This is a genomic window from Acidimicrobiales bacterium (assembly GCA_041394265.1).
Lineage (GTDB): Bacteria > Actinomycetota > Acidimicrobiia > Acidimicrobiales > SZUA-35 > JBBQUN01.
The window spans coordinates 1,535,301-1,557,117 of the sequence record JAWKIO010000005.1 but is presented as its reverse complement, the minus strand read 5'-3'; the positions used below and the strand labels follow the sequence as shown (position 1 = coordinate 1,557,117).

Sequence of the window (21,817 nt, the reverse complement as noted above, 5' to 3'; positions counted from 1 at the left end):
CGGATGGATTTCGTGCGCCGAGCGTGACCAGCCAAGGTTGGTGGTCACTCAATGTGACGAAACGCATCCGCGGGTGGATGCCACGCGTCCCGGTCTGGCGCGGATTCAGTTTTGTCTGTTGACAAGGCGTGGGGATCGTGCGCTGTCGGCATGGGCAGCGATCTCATTCGACGCCGTCTGCCGCAGGTGCATTGCTCATCGAAGGACGGCGCCGTGTGGATCTACCTTCGAGTGATGGGCGGCGGTGGAACCAGGCTGGTGAAGGGCGTCGTGTCGCTCGATGTGGCGCTTCGGTTCGCCGCCATGGTGATTGCTGTCTCGCTGCTCCGCGAGTTCCGCCAGGAATCGGAATCGGTCGAGCCGAACAGCGATGGCTTCCCGGTCGGCCTGCTCATCGGCCCGCTCGCAGTGTTCGTCGTCTGGAACCTCGTCCTGATGGGCGTGTCGATCCGAAGGTGGAGCAAGGGATCCCTTGGTGAGGTGGGCCACGTCAGCCTGGTCGGTGCGTTGAGCGCTGCACGGGTGCTCTGGATGTTCCCGCTCGCTGATGACCTCTGGTATCGGCATCACGATCAGTTGATGGTGCTTGTTGCAGCGTCGGTCCTCTGTACCGCCGGTGCTTTGGTGCATCGTTCTCAGGTGCAGGGCGACCCTTCGACGCTCGTGGCGTGATCGGACGCACACGAGCGGAGCGTGAACTCGGTCTCGTGGTCGAGCGACATGTATCTCGCTGACTCGTAGCGGTTGCGTGACAAGGGTGTTGCAGTGCTCGCTGGAGGCTGGTCTCGTCTTGGGCCGCTCGGGAACTCGTTGGCGGGCGGCGTCGTCAGAGCGGCATGTGGCTTCGTGCGGGTGAAGTGGCGGAAGGCGTGATGCGCAGGAGTTGGACGATGCTCGTTGTTGCCGTGGCGTTCGCGGCGTCGTGCTCGAGCGGGTCGAACGACGCATCGGATGGCGCTGGTTCGGACGCGGACCCTGTCTTCGACGCCAGCGTGGTCGTCGTCGCACAGGCGGAAGTCGCCCGGGATCCGATTGTCGGGCCGAGCCCAGACAGCGATCAGACGGCCTACTTCTGCGGTGACCAACTCCTGGCGACTCTCGAGGAGCTCGTTGCCTTCGACACGCTCCCCAGTCCGCCGCAGGAACGGGTCGACGCAGAGTCGACCAAGCCGCTCGGTCCCGCCGCCGACTGGGTCCAGTTCGGGTCGGGGTACATCGCCGACCGTCGCCTCCTCGATACCTCACCGCCGACCCTGGTGATCGCTGCTCCGGGGTCCAACTGGACCGCTGCGTGTGTCCCAACACGAGCCACCGACCGCCAACCCGTCGCGTGGAGGTTGGCCGATCGAACCGGCGACCAGCGAGTGACGATCGAGGTCGAGCCGTGCTGGAACGACGCCGACCTCGTCACCGATGTTCGGTTCGACGGAAACCGAGCCCTGGTTGCGGTCTACGCCGACGGTTTGCCGTCGGGGTCGTGTGTTGTCGATGGCAGCGCGACCATCGATCTGAACCTGCCGGACGGGGTGAGCGAGGTGCTGTCGAGCCAGTATTGGCCGTTCGCTCCCGGCGACCCGTCGGAGTTCTGGACCTTGGAGCCACCTACTGCGGCAGTCGTCGAGCCGACTGACGAGGCTTGGAACGCGATTCGGTGTGATGTGCGCGCCGACCTCGGCAACGTTCAGTTCAGGCTGTTCGACGTGCCGGCCGGCGGGGTGGTGTCGGTGGAGATCAACGAGCAGCCGTGGCGTACGGATGTCAGGGTGCAGCCACGCGATGAAGTCCGGCGGATCGCTCACCCTGCGCTCACCGACCGGCAGGTCTCCTACGGGGATCTGTTGATGGCCACCAATGTCGGCTTCGCCGAGCCACAGCAGGCCACCCGATTCTACGAGGACGCCCAGGCCGGCCAGGTGCTCAGCTTCACCATGACGGTGAGTATCGATCAGCAGGAACAGACCTACTCCTGCGGCCACACAGCGATCCTCGACCGACCAGTCGTCGAAGAGTGCAGGGTGTCGGTCGCCGGCGGGCTGCCGCAGTTCGTCACCAGTCCCTGGCTGTCACCGCCTCAGCTCACCCTCTTGCGTGACGGTGAACCGTTGCCGGTCACGTCGATCTCCGGGCCGACGATCGACATGTCGCCTCTCCCGGGGCTCGACCATCAGTACCGCATCCAACTGGCAGATCGCGGAGCGACCGAAACCGTCGAGTGCGGCACGGTTCCGATCGAGTGGATCACCCCCGACGCCGAAGAGATCGCGGCGGCACGCGCGATCTTTCAACGACTGGCCATCGGACCGTACGTGTACGCCGATGTCGAAGGGCCTGACGATGTCGAGCGGCTCATCATGGCCTTCGGCACCGACGGCTTCGTCTTCTTCGAGCCAGTGACCGGCGGCCAGCCCTACGATCCGACAACCATCCACGATCGCCTCATCGCTGCGCTCGAAGCTGGCAGTGAGGTCCGCTACCTCCTGGACGTGTCCTCAGGGTTCCCCGTGCGGTGGAGCATCGACGGACAGGACTACGGCGTGTCGTGCCTACGGTTCGAGACATCTCCACCAGAGATCTTCGGTGAGAGCTGCGGCGACCACTCGACCGATTTGCTCGGCCAACCTCGATGACCCGTCATCCGACCGAGCGGCCGTACGTGCTGGGCACGGGTCGAGTGTCAAGCGCTTTCTTGTTGTCTTGCGAGATCGCCTTCGGCTCGTGCTTTCGCATGACGTAGCCCAGCTGCCGGTTGCGGCGGCTCGGGATAGTTGACAGGGTCATGCACCAGTCGGATCAGCTTCTTGAATGCGTCGTTGAGAGCCATGGGAATAGCTACCACTCCGTAGTTCGCTGCCGCTGGTCGCCCAGACGATGGCGACCTGATGGCGAGGATTACGGATCTTCCACGGGGTTGGGGTCGCCGTCGTCTCGTCCGCTGCCCTTGGCTGATTGATTGGTGGTGGTTGTATGGATCGGGCCGGTTCGTTCGTGGGGTAGGTATGGGCCATGACAACAACCACTGTGCTGGGCTGTGAGACGGGCAGCTTCGTTGACTGACCCCGCCGAGCTCGTCGGACCTGGCGAAGCGTTCGAGGAGTTCTACCGTCGCGAACTTGGCAGGCAGGTGCGTCGCGCTGCGCTCATCCTCGGCGACGACACCGCAGCGAACGACGTGGTCCATGACGCGTTCACGACCTTGTTCGCCCGTTGGGGATCGGTGACCGAGCCCGGCCCGTACCTGCAGCGCATGGTGCTCAACGGCTGCCGGGACCAGGCCCGCCGAACCCGACGACTACGTCGTCTGCTGCCACGGCTCGCCGCCAGCGCCAGTGCGCAACCCTCGGAGATCCTGTGGGATGTGCTGGCTGGTCTGCCGTTCAACCAGCGCGCTGCGGTGGTGCTCCGCTACTACGAATCGCTCCCTGAAGCCGAGATCGCCGCGGTGCTGGACTGCCCGACCGGGTCGGTTGGTCCATGGATCACACGAGGGCTCGCCACGATGAGGAAGGCGCTGCAATGACCGAACTCGAGGACCAGCTCACCGGGATGCTCCACCAGCAAGCCGGCAACGTCCGCGTCGAGGACCGGCTCGACGCCATCATCAACCACACCGGCACGGTCAGCCCTGCCCCCGCTCGCCAACGACACCGCCTCGTCTTCGCCGGTGCGGCGGTGCTGCTCGCCGTTGCCGGAGCGGTAGCGATCCGAGAAGTTGGCGACACACCACGATCGGCGCCGTCAGCCGGCGACACGACCTCCACCACAGAATCCTCGACCACATCGACCACTGATGCGGCCACGCCGACCAGCACCACCCTCGCCACCGCAACAACTGCAGCACCGGCGACCGAGACGGACTGTTTGCCCACGTTCCGATTCAAGGACGTGCAGCTCGACCCGCCGGTGGGGGTGACGGGGCGGGATCTGGTGTTCTCCGCCGAGATCGTCCGGTCTGACGGGGTGCCGTTCCTTCAAACGAGGGTGCTCGAAGCTCCGGAAGGTACAGCGATCATCGAGATCTTAGTGAACGGACACTCAGAGGGTGGTGGGAGTTACCTGCCCGGCACCGTGCAGGGCTCAGCTCTGGGAGACGAATCGACTGCCATCGTCGAGCTCTGTGCCTACGGGAGCGACTACAACCTGATCGTCTCCAAACGATACGACGAGGAACTCCCCATCGAGTGACGACCACCCGTATAACCGCGGTTCGGGGACGGCCATCCTGTTCAAGCAGTTGAACGGTTGGGGACGCTCAGCACTGCGTCTGGCGAGCGGGTCAGGGAATGTCGAGAACGACGGCGAGGCTCTCACGTACCTGTGTCAGGGTGATCGATCCGACGTTGCCCCGCACTCCGATGATCCTGCCAGGGGAGATTGCTCGGATGTGCTGACACTGGGCGGCAGAGACGACATCGAGTCCGTTGGTGTCGTCGGGTTCGATGGTGATTTCGGAGCCGAAGGGTCTGATGGTGCTGGTGAGCGGGACGACGTGGACGACGGAGGGTTCGGCGTCGAGGATGCGTTGGGCGGTCACGAGGACGGCGGGGTGCCGGAATCCGGCTTCTCTGCCTTGGGGTGTGCCGAGTTCGAGGTCGACGACGTCACCCGAGGTCAGCATCGAGCCAGTCGATCTCGTCGTCTCGTAGCGGTGCGGTAAGGTCGGCGCCGATTCGGTCTTGACGCAGCGCCCGTACGGCGAGGGAGACAGTGTTGCCGACAGTGGTGTTGAGTTCGGCGGCGAGTCGTTTGAGTTCGTCGTGGGTGGCGGTGTCGATCCGGACGCTGGTGCTTTGCATGCAAATCAGCATACATCGGTCGGTTGACGGACAGCTATCGGTTTGTCGGGGTTGGCGAAGCGCAGGTGGCTGACAGCCTCCTAACGCGCGGCTGATATCGGGATGGGCATGCCCCCAGGGTGCCGATAGGCGACGCATTGATATCGCCGCGTCCCGGTTGGTCTTGGGAGGCTGAGTGCGTCATGTTGGCGGCGACCATCACCAGGATCAGTGCCCCTACCGTGTGGGGTTGCTATGTCAGCTCGGTGAGCGAGCGGGACGAAGGGGTTCTCGCCCGCAGAGCGCGTCCGCCCTCTGCCTACAGGACCGTTCCGGTGCGCTGCAGGTTCTCGGGCGAGTTGGCGAACGCCACCAATACCGACACCACGTTGCGCCGTTGCAGCTCGGCAACCCAGTAGGTCACGCCGGCGGTGTCGCCGGGCCGGTCGAGGATGTTGCGATACAGCGCATCGACGAGTTGCTCCGGCGTGGGGTTGCTGCCGAACCGGGTCGCCCACTCCGCCGAGGCCACGAATTCGGTGGCCAGCGCCTCGAGCGACGCACCGCCGCGATGCAGCCCGACCCAATACTCGTAGCCCTCGTCGTCGGGGGCCCGCCCGAACGCGGCTCGATACAGGCGCAGCACCCTCGCTTCGTCGGCGGCGATCGGTGCGCTCGTGCCGGTGATGGCGATGTTCTCGGGCGAGTCGACGAAGGCCAGCAGCGTGGCGTTGCGTGTGACGCCGCCCGCCAACTGCCCGATCCAGTAGGCAACACCTTCCGGTTCACCGGGCCGTCCGAGGACGTTGCGGTACAGCTGATCGACCAAGGCGGCGTCGTCGAGCTGGTTGCCGAAGCGCTGTTGCCACTCGGCCGAGGTCATGAAGTCGTCGGCAATCCGGGCCAGTGGGCGACCGCCTCGGTAGACCGCCGTCCAGTACAGGAACCCGGCGGCATCGGGCGAGCGGCCGAACACGGCTCGGTAGAGCCGCACGATCTGGTCATCGGCCGGTCGGGCGTCGTCAGCGGGCACGACCGGCGGCACCGTGGGTGACAGCCGGATCATGCCGCTCACGGCTCGGCCGGTCGAGGCGACGTTCGAGAACTGGCCGCCGAACCAGACCCGGCCGAGCGAGTCCTCCACGATGGCGTAGGCGCCGGCCTGGCCGGTGACGTCGATGGTGAGCGGGATGAGCTCCTCGGTGGTCTTGTCGATCCCGAAGCCGCCACGCACCCGTTGCTGGCCGAACGGATTCTTGGTCCCGAAGTCGTAGGTCCACTGCAGGTATTCGGCGTAGGTCATGCGCCCGGCGGCGTAGCTGCCGATCTCGTACGGGCCGACCGAGCCCCAGCAATGACAGCCCGACCAGATCGTGTGCTTGCCGATGGTGATGACCTGGGTGTCGCCCCCGGCGGCGATGTCGCCGACGCCCTGGTTGGTGTGGAAGGTCGCGTCGACCGAAAGGTCGGCTGCGTCGAGCAGCATCGTCTGGTGGGCGCTACCACCGAGGTACACACGGTCGCCCTCGAATTGGACGTCTTCCATCGTCATCGACGCCACCTCCCGATGGTCGGGGATGCCGAGCGGGAGTCCCTGCGGTAGCCCGGGAACGAAGGAACCGTCGGTCGTGGTGAGGATCGCGAAGTAGGCAGCGTCGGTGTTGCCATTGATGCCGCCGAACTTGCCGGCCACGTAGACCCGCTGGCGGGTGGAGTCGATGGCGAGGGCGTGCACGAGCTGGCCGGCCTCGGCCGATACCGAGACATCGGGGTTCGCCATCGGCGTCCATCCCGTGTCGAGTACCCCGGTGGTTGCATCGACTCGGGCGAGGTTCGACAACGTCGTGCCCTGGGCGCTCGAGAACCGACCGCCGAGATAGACCGAGCTGCCGACGACTTCAACGTCGAAGACGGCGGGCGGGCCCCAGCTGAGCGTGATCCCGGGCTGGTAGGTGGTGTTGCGTGCACCGGTGCGGGCGTCGTAGAGCGCCGAGCCGCCAGCGAACTCGCCGCCGACATACAGGCGGCCGTCGGGTGTGATCTCGATCGAGTAGACGATGCCGTCGAGCACCGGACGGAACGTGGAGTCCCACACCCCGGTGTCGAGGTCGAACGCTGCGAGGTACGGCTGGGCGTGGGTGGTGCCGTCGGGAGCGACCACGTCGAGGAACTTGCCGGCCACGTACATGCGGCCCTCGAACTCCTCCATGTCGCGCACGATCGTTCGGAGATCGTTGGTGTGTTGCGAGGTGGTGGCCGGGTTGGTGACATCCCAGATGACGTCGGGCGTCGAGTACCAACCGGGGTCGCCGGTCGTTGCCGCTCCTGCCGGCGGCGGTGCAATCGTGAGCCCGATCGCGGCCGTCAGGACGGCCAGGATGGCCAGGAGATGACGCTGCACCCCGTCGAATCTACCGATTCCGTTCGAGGTGCTCGTCGGCCCAGGCTGGGACGAATGGCCTAGCGTCGAGGTCGATGTACCGGGTGTGGCTCACCCAGGTGCCGTCGTCGAATCGATGGACGAGGTAGCCCGGCGGGCCGTCGATCATCTTCAGCGGCGTGACATCGCCAACGTCGAACTCGAGGGCGACATGCTGCACGGTCGACAGTCCGACCTGGGCGATCGTGCCCCCGACCAGTGCGTTCATCGGGCGGTGCATATGACCGCAGAGGATGCGATCGACCGAGTGGGCGCTGACGACCTCGGCGAAACGCTCGAGTCCGATGAAACCCGAGCGGTCCATCCACGAGATGCCGGACCGGAACGGCGGATGATGCATGGCGAGCAGGGTGGGACCCCCGGCCAGGTCGGCGTCCGCCAGCGCAGTGTCGAGCCAGACGGCTCGCTCGTCGTCAAACTCCGCCCCGTGGAACCCGAGGTGTGTGGTGTCGAGGCCGATGATGGTCACGCCCTCGTGGACCATCGACCAACTGGCATGCTCGGCGTCGACCCACGGCAGACCGGGAACAAGCGTGCGGATCGAGGCTCGGTCGTCGTGATTGCCCGGAATGGCAAGGACCGGCACATCGAGGGGCGCGATCAGTTCGGCGATCGCCTCGTACTGCTCGGGTCGTCCTTCGTTGGCGAGGTCGCCGGTCATCACCACCGCACTCACCGGCACGGTCTCGGCGAGGACGGACTCGACGGCAAGCCGGAGCCGGCGGTTCGGGTCGAGCGGATGATCGGCGTCGGTGCCGGCCACGTGGGTTTGGTCACGCGCCACGACGTGGGTGTCGCTGAGTTGGGCGAGGAGCAGCGGTGACGTGGGCACGGGTCAGTTCTCCGCGTCGGCCGAGCGCAGATCGATCGTGAGGAACCCGTCCTCGTCGATGTCGATCGGGTAGGGCGGAAGACCCTCACCCGTGCTCGGGTAGACCGTGCCGTCACAGTTGTCGACGAAGGTCTCGTCGTCGGGCTGCCACTCGACGAAACAGTCGCGGGTGGCGGCCAGCGGGCGAACCGCAAACGCATACCAGCCCGCTCGATCGTCGTCGCCGATGTGCTGGAGGAAGATGTCTCGGTCGCCGCCGGAGACGTCGCCGAGGAGCAGCGGGGTCTCGAGCTTGGCGATGTCATCGGCCAGGCGATCGACGTTGCCGGCGAGGAAGACGTCGTCGCCGATGCTCACCTGCACGTTGGCGTTGCTTCCGGTTCCACCCACTTGGGTGAACAGCCAGACCATCGCGACCAGCCCCAGAACCGTTGCTGCGGCCAGCATCAGGAGCTGGCGACCGCCTCGTTCACCACGTTGCGCTATCGGCACGAGCCACCTGCATCAATGATTCGAACGAACTTGGGATTGGGCTGGTTCACCGCCCTAGTATCGCCGGTACAAACCCCCAACCACGAGGCGGAGGCCCCACACGTGGATCTTCTCGAATATCAAGGCAAGCAATTCTTCGCGACCTACGGCATCCCGGTGTCCGACGGCGCGGCAACCGACAACGTCGACGAAGCCGTGGCCATCGCCGACCGGGTCGGCTATCCCGTCGTCGTGAAGGCCCAGGTCCACGTTGGTGGCCGGGGCAAGGCCGGTGGCGTGAAGCTCGCCAACGACGCGGCGGAATGCCGCGAGCACGCCACGAACATCCTCGGTCTCGACATCAAGGGCCACATCGTCAAGACGATCTGGATCGAGAAGGCCTCCGACATCGCCGAGGAGTACTACGCCAGCTTCACGCTCGATCGCTCGGCGAAGAAGTACCTGGGCATGCTGTCGGCTCAGGGTGGTGTCGAGATCGAAGCCGTCGCCGAGGAGAACCCCGACGCCATCGCCAAGATCTGGGTCGACCCGGCCGAGGGGCTCTCCGAGGCCGAGTGCCGCGCCTGGGTCGAGGCGGCGGCGCTCAACCCTGCCGCCACCGACGGCGCGGTCGACATCCTCATGAAGCTCTACACCGCCTACGTCGAGGGCGACGCCGATCTCGTCGAGATCAATCCGCTCATCCTCAAGCCCACCGGCGAGGTCCACGCACTCGACGCCAAGGTCAGCCTCGACGCCAACGCCGTCTACGAGCACCCGGAGTACTCCGAGTACGACGCCACGCAGCCCCGCGACGAGCGCGAGGAAGCGGCTCACGAGAAGGGCCTGCAGTACGTGGGCCTCGACGGCAGCGTCGGCGTCATCGCCAACGGTGCGGGTCTCGCCATGAGCACCGTCGACGTGATCAATCAGGTCGGTGGCGCACCGGCCAACTTCCTCGACATTGGTGGCGGCGCCAACGCCGACGTCATGGCCGGGGCACTCGAGGTCATCAACAACGATCCGAAGGTGAAGTCGATCTTCATCAACATCTTCGGTGGCATCACCCGCGGTGAAGAGGTTGCCAACGGCATCATCGAAGCGTTGAAGCGGGTCACCATCGACGCACCCATCGTGGTGCGTCTCGATGGCACGAACGCCGACGAAGGTCGCGCCATTCTCGAACCGGCGTTGACCGACAAGTTGATGATGGAACCCACCATGCTCGCTGCTGCCACCAAGGCCGTCGAGCTGGCGAAAGGCTGAGGCACCACGATGAGCATTTTCCTCGATGAGAGCACCAAGGTCATCTACCAGGGCCTCACCGGTTCGACCGGTAGCTACTACGGCAAGCTGAACCGCGACTACGGCACCCAGGTCGTCGGCGGCACGCACCCCAAGAAGGCCGGCACCGATGTCGACGGCATCCCGATCTTCGCTTCGGTCGCCGATGCGGTCGACGCCACCGGCGCCACGGCATCGTGCATCTTCGTGCCCGCCCCGGGTGTGAAGGCCGCCGTGCTCGAGGCCGCCGAAGCCGGTCTCGAACTGATCGTGTGCATCACCGAAGGCGTTCCCGCCCACGACGAGGCGCAGTTCTTCAACGTCTTGAAGCGGGACTTCCCGAACACCCGACTCCTGGGCCCGAACTGCCCCGGTCTCATCTCGCCCGGAAAGGCAAACGTCGGCATCACCGCCGGCCACATCGCCAAGGCCGGCGGTCCTGTCGGCATCGTGAGCCGCTCCGGCACGCTCACGTACCAGGCGCTCTATGAGCTCCAGCAGCAAGACATCGGTGTCACCACCTGTGTCGGCATTGGTGGCGACCCGGTCCCCGGCACCAGCTTCATCGACTGCCTCGCGGCGTTCGAGGCCGATCCCGACACCAAGGCCGTCATGATGATCGGTGAGATCGGTGGTTCGGCTGAAGAAGAGGCCGCCGAGTTCATCGCCAACAACATGACCAAGCCGGTGTCGGCCTACGTCGCCGGTGTCACGGCGCCCCCGGGCAAGAAGATGGGCCACGCCGGTGCCATCGTCTCCGGTGGCAAGGGCACCGCGGCCGCCAAGATGGAGGCCCTCACGGCCGCCGGCGTGAAGGTGGGCAACAACCCCACCGAGGCCGGTCAGCTGATGGTCGAGATCGTCGCCGGTCTGTAGATCAGCACCTTCGCAACACCCCGAATCCCTGCGCTGCCTCGTCGCTTCGACGCAGGTCTCGCAGGGATTCGTCGTTTTGTCGGTTTGACTGGGGGTGTGCCCTCGTCCCGCCGCCATCCGACCCTTGCCGCGCTCATGGTGTCGGGTCTGCTCACCGCCGGATGTACCGCTGTCTCGGCCACCGACGAGCCGGCGGTCGACAACAACGGCGTCGGCACCACGATCGGCGACGAGATCGCAGACGATCAGGCGGCGTCATCGACGACCGTCGCCACGGTGGACGAGGAACCCGAGCCGGAACGGCCCGCCATCGTCACGCCCGGCGACGCTCGGGCCCTGATCACGCCGACCGGTGTCGTGGTGCCGGTCGCCGGATTCTCCGACGCCGGCTACGCCATCATGACGCCCTGTGGCAACGATGGGATCGTTTCCTGGGGTACGCCGCTCAACGACATCCAGATCGTGCTAGACCCAGGCCATGGCGGCGATGTCGAAACCGGTGCGCAGGGCCCGAACGGCTTGGTCGAACGAGATCTCAACCTCGCCGTGGCCAAGCGGACGGCGAACCTGCTGGGGCAACGACAGATCTCGGTGGTTCTGACCCGGACCGCCAACTACCGCGTGCCATTGGCGGTCCGAGCCGAGATCGCCAACCGGCTCGAGGCCGCTGCGATCGTGTCGATTCACCACAATGCGCCCGAGGGTGTGCCATCGCCGACCCCTGGCACCGAGGTATTCGTCCAGAAGGACGTCGAGGAGTCCCGTCGCCTGGGCGGCACCATCTACGAGGCCGTGGTCGACGCGCTCGAGCCGTTCGATGTTGCCTGGCAGACCGCACCAGATGCCGGCGTGCTGGAGGTGCTGAACAACGAAGGCGAGGACACCTACGGGATGGTCCGCCGACCGGAGATGCCAGGTGTGCTGGTCGAGCTGGGCTATCTCGCGAACCCAGCAGAGGCCGAACTCTTCGCCACCGACGAGTACGTCGAGGTGGCGTCGCTGGCGCTGGCCGACGGCATCGAGGCCTGGTTGCTGTCCGACGCAGAAGGCACGGGCTTCGTGGCCGAGCCGCGGATCTTCATCCCGACCAGCGGCACCGGCGGCGCGGGCGGCTGCGTCGACCCTGCCCTCGAGTGATGCCGATCGAGGCGTGATCCGTTCGCCGTCGGTGTCAGGTAGACGGTAACGCGCCGGACTCGTCGTCGTCCCAGCACAGCGCAGCGGTCAGCGCGTCGAGCATGGCGTCGATGCGCGGTGTCGGCGGTCGTACGACCCCGGTCCATCCGACATCGCTCGCAGCGGACGCACAAACGGGGCCGACGACCACCGCAACGCAGGCGCCGTCGAACGCTCGGTCGAGCAGCCGTAGCCGGCCCGCCGATGCCGCGATGCCCCGAAGGTGACGGATCGCAGCAGAGGTGGTGAAGGTGACCGCATCGACGTGTCCCGTGATGATCCGATCGATCAGATCGTGACACGGTTCCAAGTCGACCGGCATCGCGTACCGGTAGACGTCCAGCTCGACCACGTGGGCCCCCTGTGCCCTCGCGACGTCGACGAGACACTGATCGTCGTTGCCGTCGAGCTGAATGGCGACTCGGTGGCCTCGTAGCTCGACCTGTGTGAGGTGTTCGGCGACGTCACCGACGGTCTCGGTTGCTGCTTCCCACGTAGGGGCGAGACCCACGGCTCGGGCGGCACTCGATGCTCTTGCCCCGCGGCACCAAACGTCGGTGGTTCGCAGACTGCCGAGCAGGCCATCGAGCTTGTCGTCGTTGTCTGCAGCGTCGAGCCACCATTGGAATCCCTGACCGGTCTGGACGACCAGCACGTCGGCGGGATGGTCGATGAGGTCGTAGGTGGCAGCGATCAGGCGCGGGTTGGTCCGGGCATCGATGGTCTGCAGCACCGGAGCGCAGATGACCTCAGCCCCGAGCGACTCGAGATAGCGCGCCTGCTGATCGGCTCGTCGCTCGGCCGTGACACCGACGATGACACCGTCGAGGCTGGTGTCCATACGACCGCCGAGCATCGAACCCATGCCGCAGCATGGCGGCAGCTCGGACGGCTGCGATGTGGCCAACCACGTTGTTCACGATGTCGCAACAACTCATGCCGACCCCTCTCATGGTGAAAACTCGATAGCTTCGACGCCGTGCGTGCACTTCTCTCGGTCTACGACAAGTCCGGCATCGCCGAGCTTGCCCAGTCGCTCCACGAACTCCGCGTCGAGTTGGTCTCCTCCGGTGGTACCGCCAAGGTGATCACCGAAGCCGGGATCCCGGTCACCGATGTTGCCGACTTCACCGGCTACCCGGCGATGTTGGGGCACCGTGTCGTCACGCTGCATCCCCGGGTGCACGGCGGCCTCCTCGCCGATCGCCGCGACCCTTCGCACCTGACCGACCTCGAGACCCACCACATCGACCTGATCGACATCGTGGTCGGCAATCTCTACCCCTTCGGGGCCGATCCGGAGAGCTTCGACCACGCTCCGCAGGCCTCGTCGGAAGACCTGATCGACATCGGTGGCCCGGCCATGCTGCGCGCAGCGGCGAAGAACCACGAGTACGTGACGGCACTGGTCGATCCGGCCGACTACGAGCCGGTCCTCGAGCAGCTCCGCAATGGTGGAAGCACCTCGCCGGCCATGCGTCACCGGCTCGCCCGCAAGGTGTTCGCCCACACCTCGGCCTACGACGCCGCCATCGTGAAGTGGTTCGACGAGACCAGCACGACGCCGGAGGTTCTTCCCGAGACGATCCACCTCTCGCTCGAGCGGGCGCAAGACCTGCGCTACGGCGAGAATCCCCACCAGCAGGGTGCCCGCTATCGGCTGCAGGGCACCAGCACGTGGTGGGATTCGGCCGAGCAGCACTCGGGGCTGGCGCTCAGCTATCTCAACCTCTTCGATGCCGACGCGGCGTGGCGGCTCGTCCACGATCTCGGTGACGGGCCGGCCGTCGCCATCATCAAGCACGCGAATCCCTGCGGGGTGTCGATCGCCTCCGACCTGGCGACCGCCTACGAGCGGGCCTTTGCGTGCGACCCTCGCTCGGCCTTCGGTGGCATCGTCGCGCTGAACCGAGTGGTCGACGAAGCGACGGTCGCAGCGATCGAGGGAGCGGCACAGGCCGACCTCATCATCGCCCCCGGCTACGAGCCCGGCGTGATCGATCGACTGATCGCCAAGCGCAAGAACACTCGCCTGCTCACCGCCTCGGCGCCCGAGAGCCCAGCGCTCACCGTGCGGCCGCTGTCGAGCGGGTTCCTCGTACAGCAGAACCACTACTTCGGTGCCACCCCCGACACCTGGCAGGTCGTCACCGACCGCCAGCCCACCGAGGCCGAGATGGCGGATGCCCAGCTCGCCTGGAAGCTCTGTAGCTACGTGATCTCGAATGCGATCGTCCTGGTCAAGGACGGCACGGCCTGGGGGATCGGCGCCGGCCAGCAGAACCGGGTCGAGTCGGGCCTCCTCGCCGCAAGCAAGGCCGACGGCCGCGCTATCGGCGGCGCGTGTGCCTCCGACGCGTTCTATCCGTTCGCCGACGGCGTCGAAGCCGCTGCCGATGCAGGCGCCGCGGTCGTGATCCAGCCTGGCGGCTCGGTCCGCGACGAAGAGACCATCGCCGCCGCCAACGCCCGCGGCATCTCGATGATCTTCACCGGTGAGCGCCAGTTCCGGCACTGATCCACGGCCGCCCGCTCACGCGGGCGGACGACCACCTTCTCTGCTTGGGTGCCGTGCGCGGCGCTCGGGCACCGGAGTCGGAGCGGGGCGCTGCGAGCTGTGGGCTCAATTACCGACTGCCGGGGTCGATCATGAGAGGGTAGGCTTTGGAACAATTCACGGTCACGGTTGCTGGTTTGGCAATCGGGAGCGATGGCGATGATGGTGATCACATCGCCCGCTGACGGCGCCGTGCAGGTGAACATGAGGAGAGCCGCGAATGGCTTTGATCGGTGACCTGCTGGCCGAAAAGCGAACGGTCAGCTTCGAATTCTTTCCCGCCAAGACCCCGGAGGCTCGGGCTCAGCTTGACCAGACGGTGGTCGACCTCCATGTGGCGAACCCGGATTTCGTCAGCGTGACCTACGGTGCCGGAGGGTCTGATCGGGATCGCACGAGGGATGTCGTCCTCGACATCGAGCAGGGCAACGCCTTCCCGGCGATGGCCCACCTCACGTGTCTCGGACACACCAAGCCGGAGATCGACGCCCTCCTCGAGTCGTACTCGGCTGGTGGCGTCGGCAACATCCTCGCGCTGGGCGGCGACCCGCCCGCCGACGGCTCGCCCGTGCCCGACGGCGATTTCGAGCACGCCATCGACCTGGTCGAGTACCTGCGCACCAAGACCACGGTGTCGATCGGTGTGGCCGCTCATCCTGAGGGCCACCCGCGCTCGCCGAACCTGCGATCCGACCGGGAGCGGCTGGCCCAGAAGCTCGAGGTCGCCGACTTCGCGGTCACGCAGTTCTTCTTCGACATCGACCACTACCTGTCGATGGTCAACGACCTCGCCGACCTCGGCAGCACGAAGCCAGTGGTGCCAGGCGTCATTCCGATCACGAATGCCGGTCAGGTCGCCCGGTTCGCCGCCATGGCCGGCGCCACCATTCCGGCGCCGCTGGCCGCCCGCATCGAGGCCGTCGCCGACCGACCTGACGAAGTGCGCAAGATCGGTATCGAGGTGGCGGCCCGGCTGTCGCAAGACCTCATCGAAGCCGGCGCACCGGGCATCCACTTCTACACGCTGAACCGTTCGGAGGCGTCGCTCGAGGTGATCGATCAGATCGACCTCGCCCGCTGAGTGATCGCTGGCGTCAGCCGACCGGGATGATCAGGTTCGACGACACCCACAGCTGGTTGCCGTCGACGATCACGCCCCACCAGGCCCGGCCGTCGGTATCGAGCTCGCACTTGGTGAGATCGAGTTCGAGTTGGGTGAACGACGGGAGGACGGTCACTGGTGGGGTGTCGGCGCCGAGGCCCGGTCCGCTGCGAGCGTTGGCTCCACCGTCTTTGTCGTCGGCGGCGATCTCTTTGATCTGATACGTGATGTTCGGGTCGGGGATCCGGTCGTCGGGGCAATTCGTGTTGTTCACGAGGCTGGTCTCGGTCGGTGTGGACCCGCCCTCGCCCGCGGTGCCGTCGCTCCCATCAGCGGCGGTCGTGGTGGTCGAGCTGGTGGTGGTGCCTCCGGTCGAGGGGAGCTCGAACAGGTCGAGTGCGTAGGCGGCCGCACCGCCGAGCCCGACCACGAGCACGAGGCCCAGGAAGAACATCGATGCCGACCGCTTCTTCTTGGGTCGGTGCACCTGCGGTGCAGGGCGACCCTGGCCCGGAACGTGGAACTCGTTTGGCACCAGCACCGGGTTGGCTTGCGTGGCCGGCACGTTCCAACCGCTGGGTTGGGCGGCGGGCGACACAGCGGCGGGTGGCTGGAGCGGGCGCGCCACCGGGCGCGGAACATCGAGTGGGGGAGGGGCAGGCTGGCGTCCTCGTCCTCGGTCCATGAACTCGGGGAGGCCCTCGGAGATGTGGGGAAGCTCCTGGAACATGCCGCCGAGCGGCTGGCGGAGCTGGAGGTCGTCGGCCTGGCTCGCCTGGCTCGCCGGGCTCGGCGGAGCAGCAGGCGTGGGCGGTGCCGGCGCTGGTGCGTCGGCGGGTGGCGTGGGTGGTGGTGCCGCAGCGGCTGCTGGCGTGGATGGCGGTGTGGCTGCGGGTGGTGTCGGCGGATTGGCCGGCTGCTCGGCCGATGAGGGCGTCGACGGCGTGGGCGGAGCCGATGGAGTCGCTGGTGCTCGAACGGACGCGGACCGGGTGGATGCGGCCAGCTGGGCGGCGCCGAGGGCACAGGCGTGCTTGGGGTGGGCGTCGGTCGCCAGGGGGCGCCCGGTGTGACTGGCGACCCGTTCGGCCACCAGCGGAATCCGGCTCGAACCGCCGACCATCAGGACCCGGTCGAGCTGCTCGTAGGTCAGCCCTGCCGCCGAGATGGTGTTGTCGAAGGTGTCGAGTGAGCGGGCAATCGCTGGTGCGATCAAGGTCTCGAATTCACCGCGGGTGATGCGAACCTGTTCGGATCGGCCAGGGAGGAGGACCGACACCACCGCAGAGGTGTCAGCCGAGAGGGTGTGCTTCGCCTCGGTGCAATCGGCCCGGAGGCGGGCCACCCCGGCTTGCACTGCGATGTCGTCGTCGTCATAGGCGTCGAGATCGAGGTCGAGCGAGCGCAGCACGTGATGGAACACGGCGGTGTCGAAATCGATCCCGCCGAGTCGCTCGATCCCGCCCGGTCGTCCGATGCGTTCCCAGCCATCGGTGGTCTTGCGGAGGATCGCCACGTCGAACGTGCCGCCCCCGAGGTCGTACACCGCCACCGTGGTGCCGTCGGCAACCCGGGACTGGGCGGCATAGTGGATGGCCGCAGCCTCGGGTTCGGTGACCAGACGATGCGATGGGAGGGCCGAGTTGGCGAGCGTGTCGCTCAGCAGCGAGGTCTTGAACGGCCCCCAGTTCGCTGGGTGGCACACCACCAGGTCGGTCGGTGTTTCGCCCTGGAGTTCCGTGGCGGCCTCGACGAGGTGGGTGGCGAGCAGCAGGGTGAGGTCGTTGGCGGCGACCGGTGTGCCGTGGAGGAGGAACGGGGTTTCGTCGCCGAACCGGCGCTTGAACTCGCGAGCGACACCCGCGGGATCGCCTTCGGCTCGGCGAACGGCGGCCCGTCCGAAGGTGGTCGACCCGTCGCCAGTCACGTGGATGACCGACGCGACGATCGGGCCGTCGTGACCGAGCGACAACATGCGAACGCCCTGGTCGTCGGCGATGGCCGCTGCTGAGTTCGTCGTGCCGAGGTCGATCCCGAGCGAATAAGTCAACCGAAAGCCTCCGCTCGGGATGGTAGCTGAGACCGATCGCCGGTCGCGTCGCCGCCCGCCCGGCCCAACCGGGAGCATCGACACGTCGGAAATACGGGTGAGGCAGGGTCGACGCCTCGCTAACGTGGTCCATCCCCCAGCCACGAGAGGTCTCACGGTGTCCGACCGGACCGCGCTTCGACGTGGGGTGGGCCATGTCGTCGACATGGTCCGACTCCACCCCGGGCCCTTCACCATTGCTGCCACCGGCGCCGCGGTTTTTGCCGCGGGCACGGTCTTGTCGACCGTCGTGCTCGGTTGGATCACCGATGAGGTCATCATCCAGTCGGTCGAGACCGGCCAGGTCGTCGACGGGGTGCTCTGGAAGGCCGCGATTGCGGTGGTAGCGGTCACGTTGCTGCGAGTCTCGGGGGTGGTCGCCCGCCGGTATTTTGCCGGCATGACGGCCGAACGGGTGCAGGTCACCCTCCGGCAACGGCTCAGCGACCAGTATCTCGCTCTGCCCCTGTCGTGGCATCAGCGCATCCCTGCCGGTCAGCTCCTGGCTCACGCCGACAACGACGCCGAGGTCGCTGTCGAGGTGCTCCACCCGCTCCCGTTCTCGCTGGGTGTCGGCTTCCTCGCCGTGTTCTCGGCGGTGAGCATCGTGCTGGTCGATCCGATCCTCGCCCTGATCGCCTTCATGATCTTTCCGGCCCTCACCATGCTGAACCGGGTGTACTCGCACAAGGTCGAACTCCCGGCGGCCAAGGTGCAGGCCGGGGTGGGCGAGGTGTCCTCGATCGCACACGAGAGCTTTGACGGCGCGCTCGTGGTGAAGACCCTCGGTCGATCCGGCGACGAATCGGAGCGGTTCGCCGCGGCCGCTCGGCAGCTGCAGTCCGACCGGGTGCGCGTGGGCTACATGCGGGCCGCGTTCGAGGCGGTCATGGACGCCATCCCCAACGTCGGCATCATCATCGTGCTGATCGTCGGCATCTATCGGGTCGACGCCGGCGCCGTGGGCCCGGGTGACCTGGTGCAGGTGGCGTCGCTGTTCACGGTGCTCGCCTTCCCGATGCGGGTGCTCGGCTTCTTCCTCGAGTCCATGCCGCCATCCGTCGTGGCCCGGGGTCGTCTCGATGCGATTTTCGACGAGCCGCTCCACGACCCACCCGATGCCTTCGCCCACCTGCCGAGCGGCCCGCTGTCGGTGCAGGCCGTCGACGTCGACTTCCACTATCCCGACGGCACGGCAGTGCTCACCGGGGTGAACGTGCACGTGCGTCCGGGCGAAGTCGTGGCGCTGGTCGGGTCCACCGGGTCGGGCAAGACCACCCTCTGCAACGTGATCTGCGGGTTGGTTCCACCGAGCAGCGGTGTGGTGCGCCTCGGCGGGATCGACCTCACCGAGATCGATCCCGCCCATCGGACTGACGACATCGCATTGGTGTTCCAGGAGTCCTTCCTCTTCGCCGACACACTGCGGGCCAACATCGATCTGAGCGGCCGGGCCGACGACGCCAGTGTCCGGCGAGCGGCCGAGGTGGCCCAGGTTGGCGACTTCATCGGCGAGCTGCCTCAGGGGTTCGACACCGTGGTGGGCGAGCGTGGCGTGACCCTGTCGGGTGGGCAGCGGCAGCGGGTGGCACTCGCTCGGGCGCTGATCCGTTCGCCTCGGTTCCTCGTGCTCGACGACGCAACGAGCGCCGTCGACGCCCGGATCGAGCAGCAGATCCTGGCGGGTCTGCGTCGGGAACTCGACACCACGACCTTCATCGTCGCTCAGCGGGTCTCCACGATCGAGTTGGCCGATCGGGTGTTCTACCTGCGCGACGGCACGATCGAAGCCAGCGGAACCCATGCGGATCTGCTCGATCATCCGGGCTACCACGCGCTGGTGACCGCCTACGAGGAGGCATCGGCATGACCGCCATCGATGTGTCCGACGAGCTCTCGACGACCGACGCCGCCGGTCAGGACCCAGAAACCGAGGTCGGCACCTCCGAAGGCGCACTCTCGGTTCTGCGACGCGGTCTGCGTCAGAGCGACGAACTGCGCCAGGGCATCATCCCTACAGCGATCATGGGGCTCGCCGTCGCCCTCGGGCGGCTCGTCGTGCCGGTGCTGATCGAACGAACCATCAACGACGGCGTCCTCGATCCCGCTGGTATCGACCCTGGTGCGGTCGTACGAGCAGGGTCGGTGATGGCCGTGATCGTGGTCGCTGCGGCGCTGATCTCGTGGGCGACCCAGCGGCGCTTGGTTTCTCGGGCCGAGGCCGGCATCGCCACGCTGCGCATTGCGGCGTTCGACAAGGTGCACCAGCTGTCGATCGCCGACCACAACGAGACGAAGCGGGGTGTCCTGGTTGCTCGCGTCACCGCCGACGCCGAGGCGCTGTCGCGCTTCGCCCAGTGGGGCCTCTACTCCTGGACCATCCACCCGACCGTCATCCTCGGCACGTTCGCCGTGCTCGCCTACTACTCGCCGGTGCTGGCGCTGATCGCGTTCGTCGCCTATCTCCCGGTGCTGCCGATCATGCGGTGGCTCCAGGTCCGCCAGCTCGCGGCCTACGACCTGCTACGAACCCGCATCAGCGACATGCTGTCGTCGTTCAGTGAGGCCGTGATGGGGGCGGCCGTCGTCCGCGCCTACGGCGCCGAGGCTCGGACGAGGCAAGACCTCGACGATCGCATCGCCGCCCGCTATCGGGCCAGGCTCCACGCGAACAAGTTCATGGCGGCCGTCTTCGTCGTCGGTGACTTCTTCGGGGCGGTGGCGTTCATCGGGGTGATGGCGGTCGGTCTCACCCAGCGAGATCGGCTCGGCCTCGGAGCTGGTGACATCGTGGCGTGCCTGTTCCTCACGACGCTGCTGCACGAGCCGATTGCCGAGCTCGGCGAAACCATGGACCAGACCCAGACTGCCGTCGCAGGGTGGCGCAAGATCCTCGATCTGCTCGACCGTCCCATCGACGTCGCCGAGGCCGAGCCCGGCGTCGACCTGCCCCGTGGTGCGGTCGAGGTCGTGGCTCGCGAGGTTGGGTTCGCCTATCGAGACAGCGAGCCGGTCCTCCACGACGTGAGCCTGGTGATCCCCGCCGGAACCAACGTGGCGATCGTCGGAGAGACCGGATCGGGCAAGACCACCTTTGCGAAACTCCTGTGCCGGCTGGCCGACCCCACCACCGGCGGCATCGAACTCAACGGGGTGCCACTCACGGCGATCTCCCACGACGCTCGGCTGGCGAGTGTCCGCATGGTGCCGCAGGATGGCTTCCTCTTCGACACCACCATCCGAGAGAACATCCGGTTCGGTCGGCCTGCGGCAGCCGATGACGACATCGAGCACGCCTTCGATCGCCTTGATCTGGGCTGGTGGATCGAACGGCTGCCGAACGGACTCGACACCGAGGTCGGTGAACGAGGCGACAACCTCTCCGTCGGCGAGCGCCAGCTCGTGGCGCTTGCTCGGGCCGCCCTGGCCGACCCCGGGCTCCTGATCCTCGACGAGGCCACCTCGGCCGTCGACCCCGAGACCGACCAGGCTCTGACCACGGCCATTACGCGCCTCGCTGCCGGGCGGACCCTGGTGAGTATCGCCCACCGGTTGGCGACGGCCGAGGCCGCCGACCTCGTCCTCGTGTTCGACAAGGGTCGCCTGGCCGAGGCCGGTCCGCATGCCGAACTCGTCGACGCGGGCGGCATCTACACCCGCCTCCACCGAGCATGGATCGGCAACACCCGCCAGGCCCGCTGACTCCAGCAAGCGTCGCTTCGCTGATTGCACCCCCTCGGACGTGGCGTGTGATCTCGCCGAGGGCCGAACGTTGTCGGGTCGTCGCGTCGGCCTAGCGGGTCACGACGTCGTCAACGGCGGGGGGGAGCGATGACGCCCTCGATCGCGGTGGCGTTGCGCCCCGGCTGGAGCTCCCCGGTCGACGTGATGATCCACAGCGCACGCCCGCACGCGGGGCACGAACGTTCGGTGATCTGGGGGCTCAGGCCCCGGTGGCCCTTGACGTACACGAACTCGTCGAGCGTCTGGATCGACCAGTCGAACGCCTTGGACAGGTGCGCAAGCGTGGCCCGATCCTCGGCGGACGAGCTGAGTCCGACAGAACGCGCCGACTGGGCCACGAGGATCGGATCGACGGTGAACCGGGCACGGCAGTGGAGACACGTCAGCTCGATCGGCTGACCGGGCGGCAGGTGGCCGAGTTCCTCGATGCCGTCGTGGATCAGCCTGGGTTGGAACCGTTCCACGGTGGCAGGC

General features: G+C 66.8%; 19 protein-coding genes. 11 read left to right on the top strand and 8 right to left on the bottom strand.

Annotated features, from left to right (window positions below; translation table 11 throughout):
• The first annotated feature begins 150 nt into the window (after nt 1–150).
• From R2733_07495 to R2733_07480, 4 genes are all read left to right on the top strand, one after another.
• Nucleotides 151–672, top strand: a complete 522-nt coding sequence (locus R2733_07495) for a hypothetical protein (protein ID MEZ5376348.1) — start codon at nt 151–153, stop codon at nt 670–672.
• 218 nt (nt 673–890) lie between these two features.
• A complete protein-coding gene (locus R2733_07490; protein MEZ5376347.1) occupies nt 891–2,627 on the top strand; it encodes a hypothetical protein in 1,737 nt (578 codons plus the stop codon).
• 419 nt (nt 2,628–3,046) lie between these two features.
• Nucleotides 3,047–3,517 carry a sigma-70 family RNA polymerase sigma factor gene (locus R2733_07485; protein ID MEZ5376346.1) on the top strand — a complete coding sequence of 157 codons (471 nt, stop codon included), beginning with the start codon at nt 3,047–3,049 and terminating at the stop codon, nt 3,515–3,517.
• Nucleotides 3,514–4,182 (top strand): hypothetical protein, encoded by a 669-nt coding sequence (locus R2733_07480; protein MEZ5376345.1) that lies wholly within the window; start codon nt 3,514–3,516, stop codon nt 4,180–4,182. The genes R2733_07485 and R2733_07480 overlap by 4 nt, the downstream gene beginning before the upstream one ends.
• A 91-nt stretch (nt 4,183–4,273) precedes the next feature.
• Here the strand turns inward: R2733_07480 and R2733_07475 are convergent, their stop codons facing one another.
• The 5 genes from R2733_07475 to R2733_07455 form a co-directional block, all read right to left on the bottom strand.
• Nucleotides 4,274–4,615 carry a type II toxin-antitoxin system PemK/MazF family toxin gene (locus R2733_07475; protein ID MEZ5376344.1) on the bottom strand — a complete coding sequence of 114 codons (342 nt, stop codon included), beginning with the start codon at nt 4,613–4,615 and terminating at the stop codon, nt 4,274–4,276.
• Nucleotides 4,599–4,793, bottom strand: a complete 195-nt coding sequence (locus R2733_07470) for a hypothetical protein (protein ID MEZ5376343.1) — start codon at nt 4,791–4,793, stop codon at nt 4,599–4,601. Before R2733_07470 ends, R2733_07475 begins: the two co-directional genes overlap by 17 nt.
• A gap of 298 nt (nt 4,794–5,091) precedes the next feature.
• Nucleotides 5,092–7,173 carry a DUF4214 domain-containing protein gene (locus R2733_07465; protein MEZ5376342.1) on the bottom strand — a complete coding sequence of 694 codons (2,082 nt, stop codon included), beginning with the start codon at nt 7,171–7,173 and terminating at the stop codon, nt 5,092–5,094.
• Nucleotides 7,174–7,183: 10 nt separating this feature from the next.
• On the bottom strand, nt 7,184–8,044 hold the full coding sequence (locus tag R2733_07460; GenBank protein MEZ5376341.1) for a phosphodiesterase: 861 nt from the start codon (nt 8,042–8,044) through the stop codon (nt 7,184–7,186).
• Between the two features lie 3 nt (nt 8,045–8,047).
• On the bottom strand, nt 8,048–8,536 hold the full coding sequence (locus R2733_07455; protein MEZ5376340.1) for a hypothetical protein: 489 nt from the start codon (nt 8,534–8,536) through the stop codon (nt 8,048–8,050).
• Nucleotides 8,537–8,638: 102 nt separating this feature from the next.
• Between R2733_07455 and sucC the strand changes: the two genes are divergently transcribed.
• The 3 genes from sucC (at nt 8,639) to R2733_07440 (ending at nt 11,812) form a co-directional block, all read left to right on the top strand.
• Nucleotides 8,639–9,781, top strand: coding sequence for an ADP-forming succinate--CoA ligase subunit beta (sucC, locus tag R2733_07450; protein MEZ5376339.1), 1,143 nt, complete (start codon nt 8,639–8,641; stop codon nt 9,779–9,781).
• Nucleotides 9,782–9,790: 9 nt separating this feature from the next.
• Nucleotides 9,791–10,675: a succinate--CoA ligase subunit alpha gene (gene sucD, locus R2733_07445; protein MEZ5376338.1), complete on the top strand. Its 885-nt coding sequence runs from the start codon at nt 9,791–9,793 to the stop codon at nt 10,673–10,675.
• 96 nt (nt 10,676–10,771) lie between these two features.
• Complete coding sequence (locus tag R2733_07440) at nt 10,772–11,812, top strand: N-acetylmuramoyl-L-alanine amidase (protein ID MEZ5376337.1); 1,041 nt, start codon at nt 10,772–10,774, stop codon at nt 11,810–11,812.
• Nucleotides 11,813–11,846: 34 nt separating this feature from the next.
• On the opposite strand, the gene R2733_07435 is transcribed toward R2733_07440, so the two are convergent.
• Nucleotides 11,847–12,716: a uroporphyrinogen-III synthase gene (locus tag R2733_07435; GenBank protein MEZ5376336.1), complete on the bottom strand. Its 870-nt coding sequence runs from the start codon at nt 12,714–12,716 to the stop codon at nt 11,847–11,849.
• Nucleotides 12,717–12,830: 114 nt separating this feature from the next.
• Here R2733_07435 and purH point away from each other — a divergent pair, with 114 nt between their 5' ends.
• Nucleotides 12,831–14,369 (top strand): bifunctional phosphoribosylaminoimidazolecarboxamide formyltransferase/IMP cyclohydrolase, encoded by a 1,539-nt coding sequence (gene purH, locus R2733_07430; protein ID MEZ5376335.1) that lies wholly within the window; start codon nt 12,831–12,833, stop codon nt 14,367–14,369.
• A 259-nt stretch (nt 14,370–14,628) separates the two neighbouring features.
• Nucleotides 14,629–15,489 carry a methylenetetrahydrofolate reductase gene (locus R2733_07425; GenBank protein MEZ5376334.1) on the top strand — a complete coding sequence of 287 codons (861 nt, stop codon included), beginning with the start codon at nt 14,629–14,631 and terminating at the stop codon, nt 15,487–15,489.
• Nucleotides 15,490–15,502: 13 nt separating this feature from the next.
• On the opposite strand, the gene R2733_07420 is transcribed toward R2733_07425, so the two are convergent.
• Nucleotides 15,503–17,560 carry an Hsp70 family protein gene (locus R2733_07420; protein MEZ5376333.1) on the bottom strand — a complete coding sequence of 686 codons (2,058 nt, stop codon included), beginning with the start codon at nt 17,558–17,560 and terminating at the stop codon, nt 15,503–15,505.
• A gap of 157 nt (nt 17,561–17,717) precedes the next feature.
• On the opposite strand from R2733_07420, the gene R2733_07415 reads away from it, so the two are divergent.
• Entirely contained in the window at nt 17,718–19,469 is a 1,752-nt protein-coding gene (locus R2733_07415) for an ABC transporter ATP-binding protein (protein MEZ5376332.1), read from the top strand.
• Nucleotides 19,466–21,301 carry an ABC transporter ATP-binding protein gene (locus tag R2733_07410; protein ID MEZ5376331.1) on the top strand — a complete coding sequence of 612 codons (1,836 nt, stop codon included), beginning with the start codon at nt 19,466–19,468 and terminating at the stop codon, nt 21,299–21,301. The genes R2733_07415 and R2733_07410 overlap by 4 nt, the downstream gene beginning before the upstream one ends.
• Before the next feature lie 110 nt (nt 21,302–21,411).
• Here the strand turns inward: R2733_07410 and R2733_07405 are convergent, their stop codons facing one another.
• Complete coding sequence (locus R2733_07405; GenBank protein ID MEZ5376330.1) at nt 21,412–21,807, bottom strand: hypothetical protein; 396 nt, start codon at nt 21,805–21,807, stop codon at nt 21,412–21,414.
• Nucleotides 21,808–21,817: the final 10 nt, after the last annotated feature.

What these genes read in the sequence shown, in the direction of transcription:
- sucD (MEZ5376338.1), top strand. Translation starts at nt 9,791, where the DNA reads ATGAGCATTTTCCTCGATGAGAGCACCAAGGTCATCTACCAGGGCCTC.
- R2733_07470 (MEZ5376343.1), bottom strand. Translation starts at nt 4,793, where the DNA reads ATGCAAAGCACCAGCGTCCGGATCGACACCGCCACCCACGACGAACTC.
- R2733_07410 (MEZ5376331.1), top strand. Translation starts at nt 19,466, where the DNA reads ATGACCGCCATCGATGTGTCCGACGAGCTCTCGACGACCGACGCCGCC.
- R2733_07495 (MEZ5376348.1), top strand. Translation starts at nt 151, where the DNA reads ATGGGCAGCGATCTCATTCGACGCCGTCTGCCGCAGGTGCATTGCTCA.
- R2733_07425 (MEZ5376334.1), top strand. Translation starts at nt 14,629, where the DNA reads ATGGCTTTGATCGGTGACCTGCTGGCCGAAAAGCGAACGGTCAGCTTC.
- R2733_07490 (MEZ5376347.1), top strand. Translation starts at nt 891, where the DNA reads ATGCTCGTTGTTGCCGTGGCGTTCGCGGCGTCGTGCTCGAGCGGGTCG.
- R2733_07475 (MEZ5376344.1), bottom strand. Translation starts at nt 4,615, where the DNA reads ATGCTGACCTCGGGTGACGTCGTCGACCTCGAACTCGGCACACCCCAA.
- R2733_07480 (MEZ5376345.1), top strand. Translation starts at nt 3,514, where the DNA reads ATGACCGAACTCGAGGACCAGCTCACCGGGATGCTCCACCAGCAAGCC.
- R2733_07435 (MEZ5376336.1), bottom strand. Translation starts at nt 12,716, where the DNA reads ATGGGTTCGATGCTCGGCGGTCGTATGGACACCAGCCTCGACGGTGTC.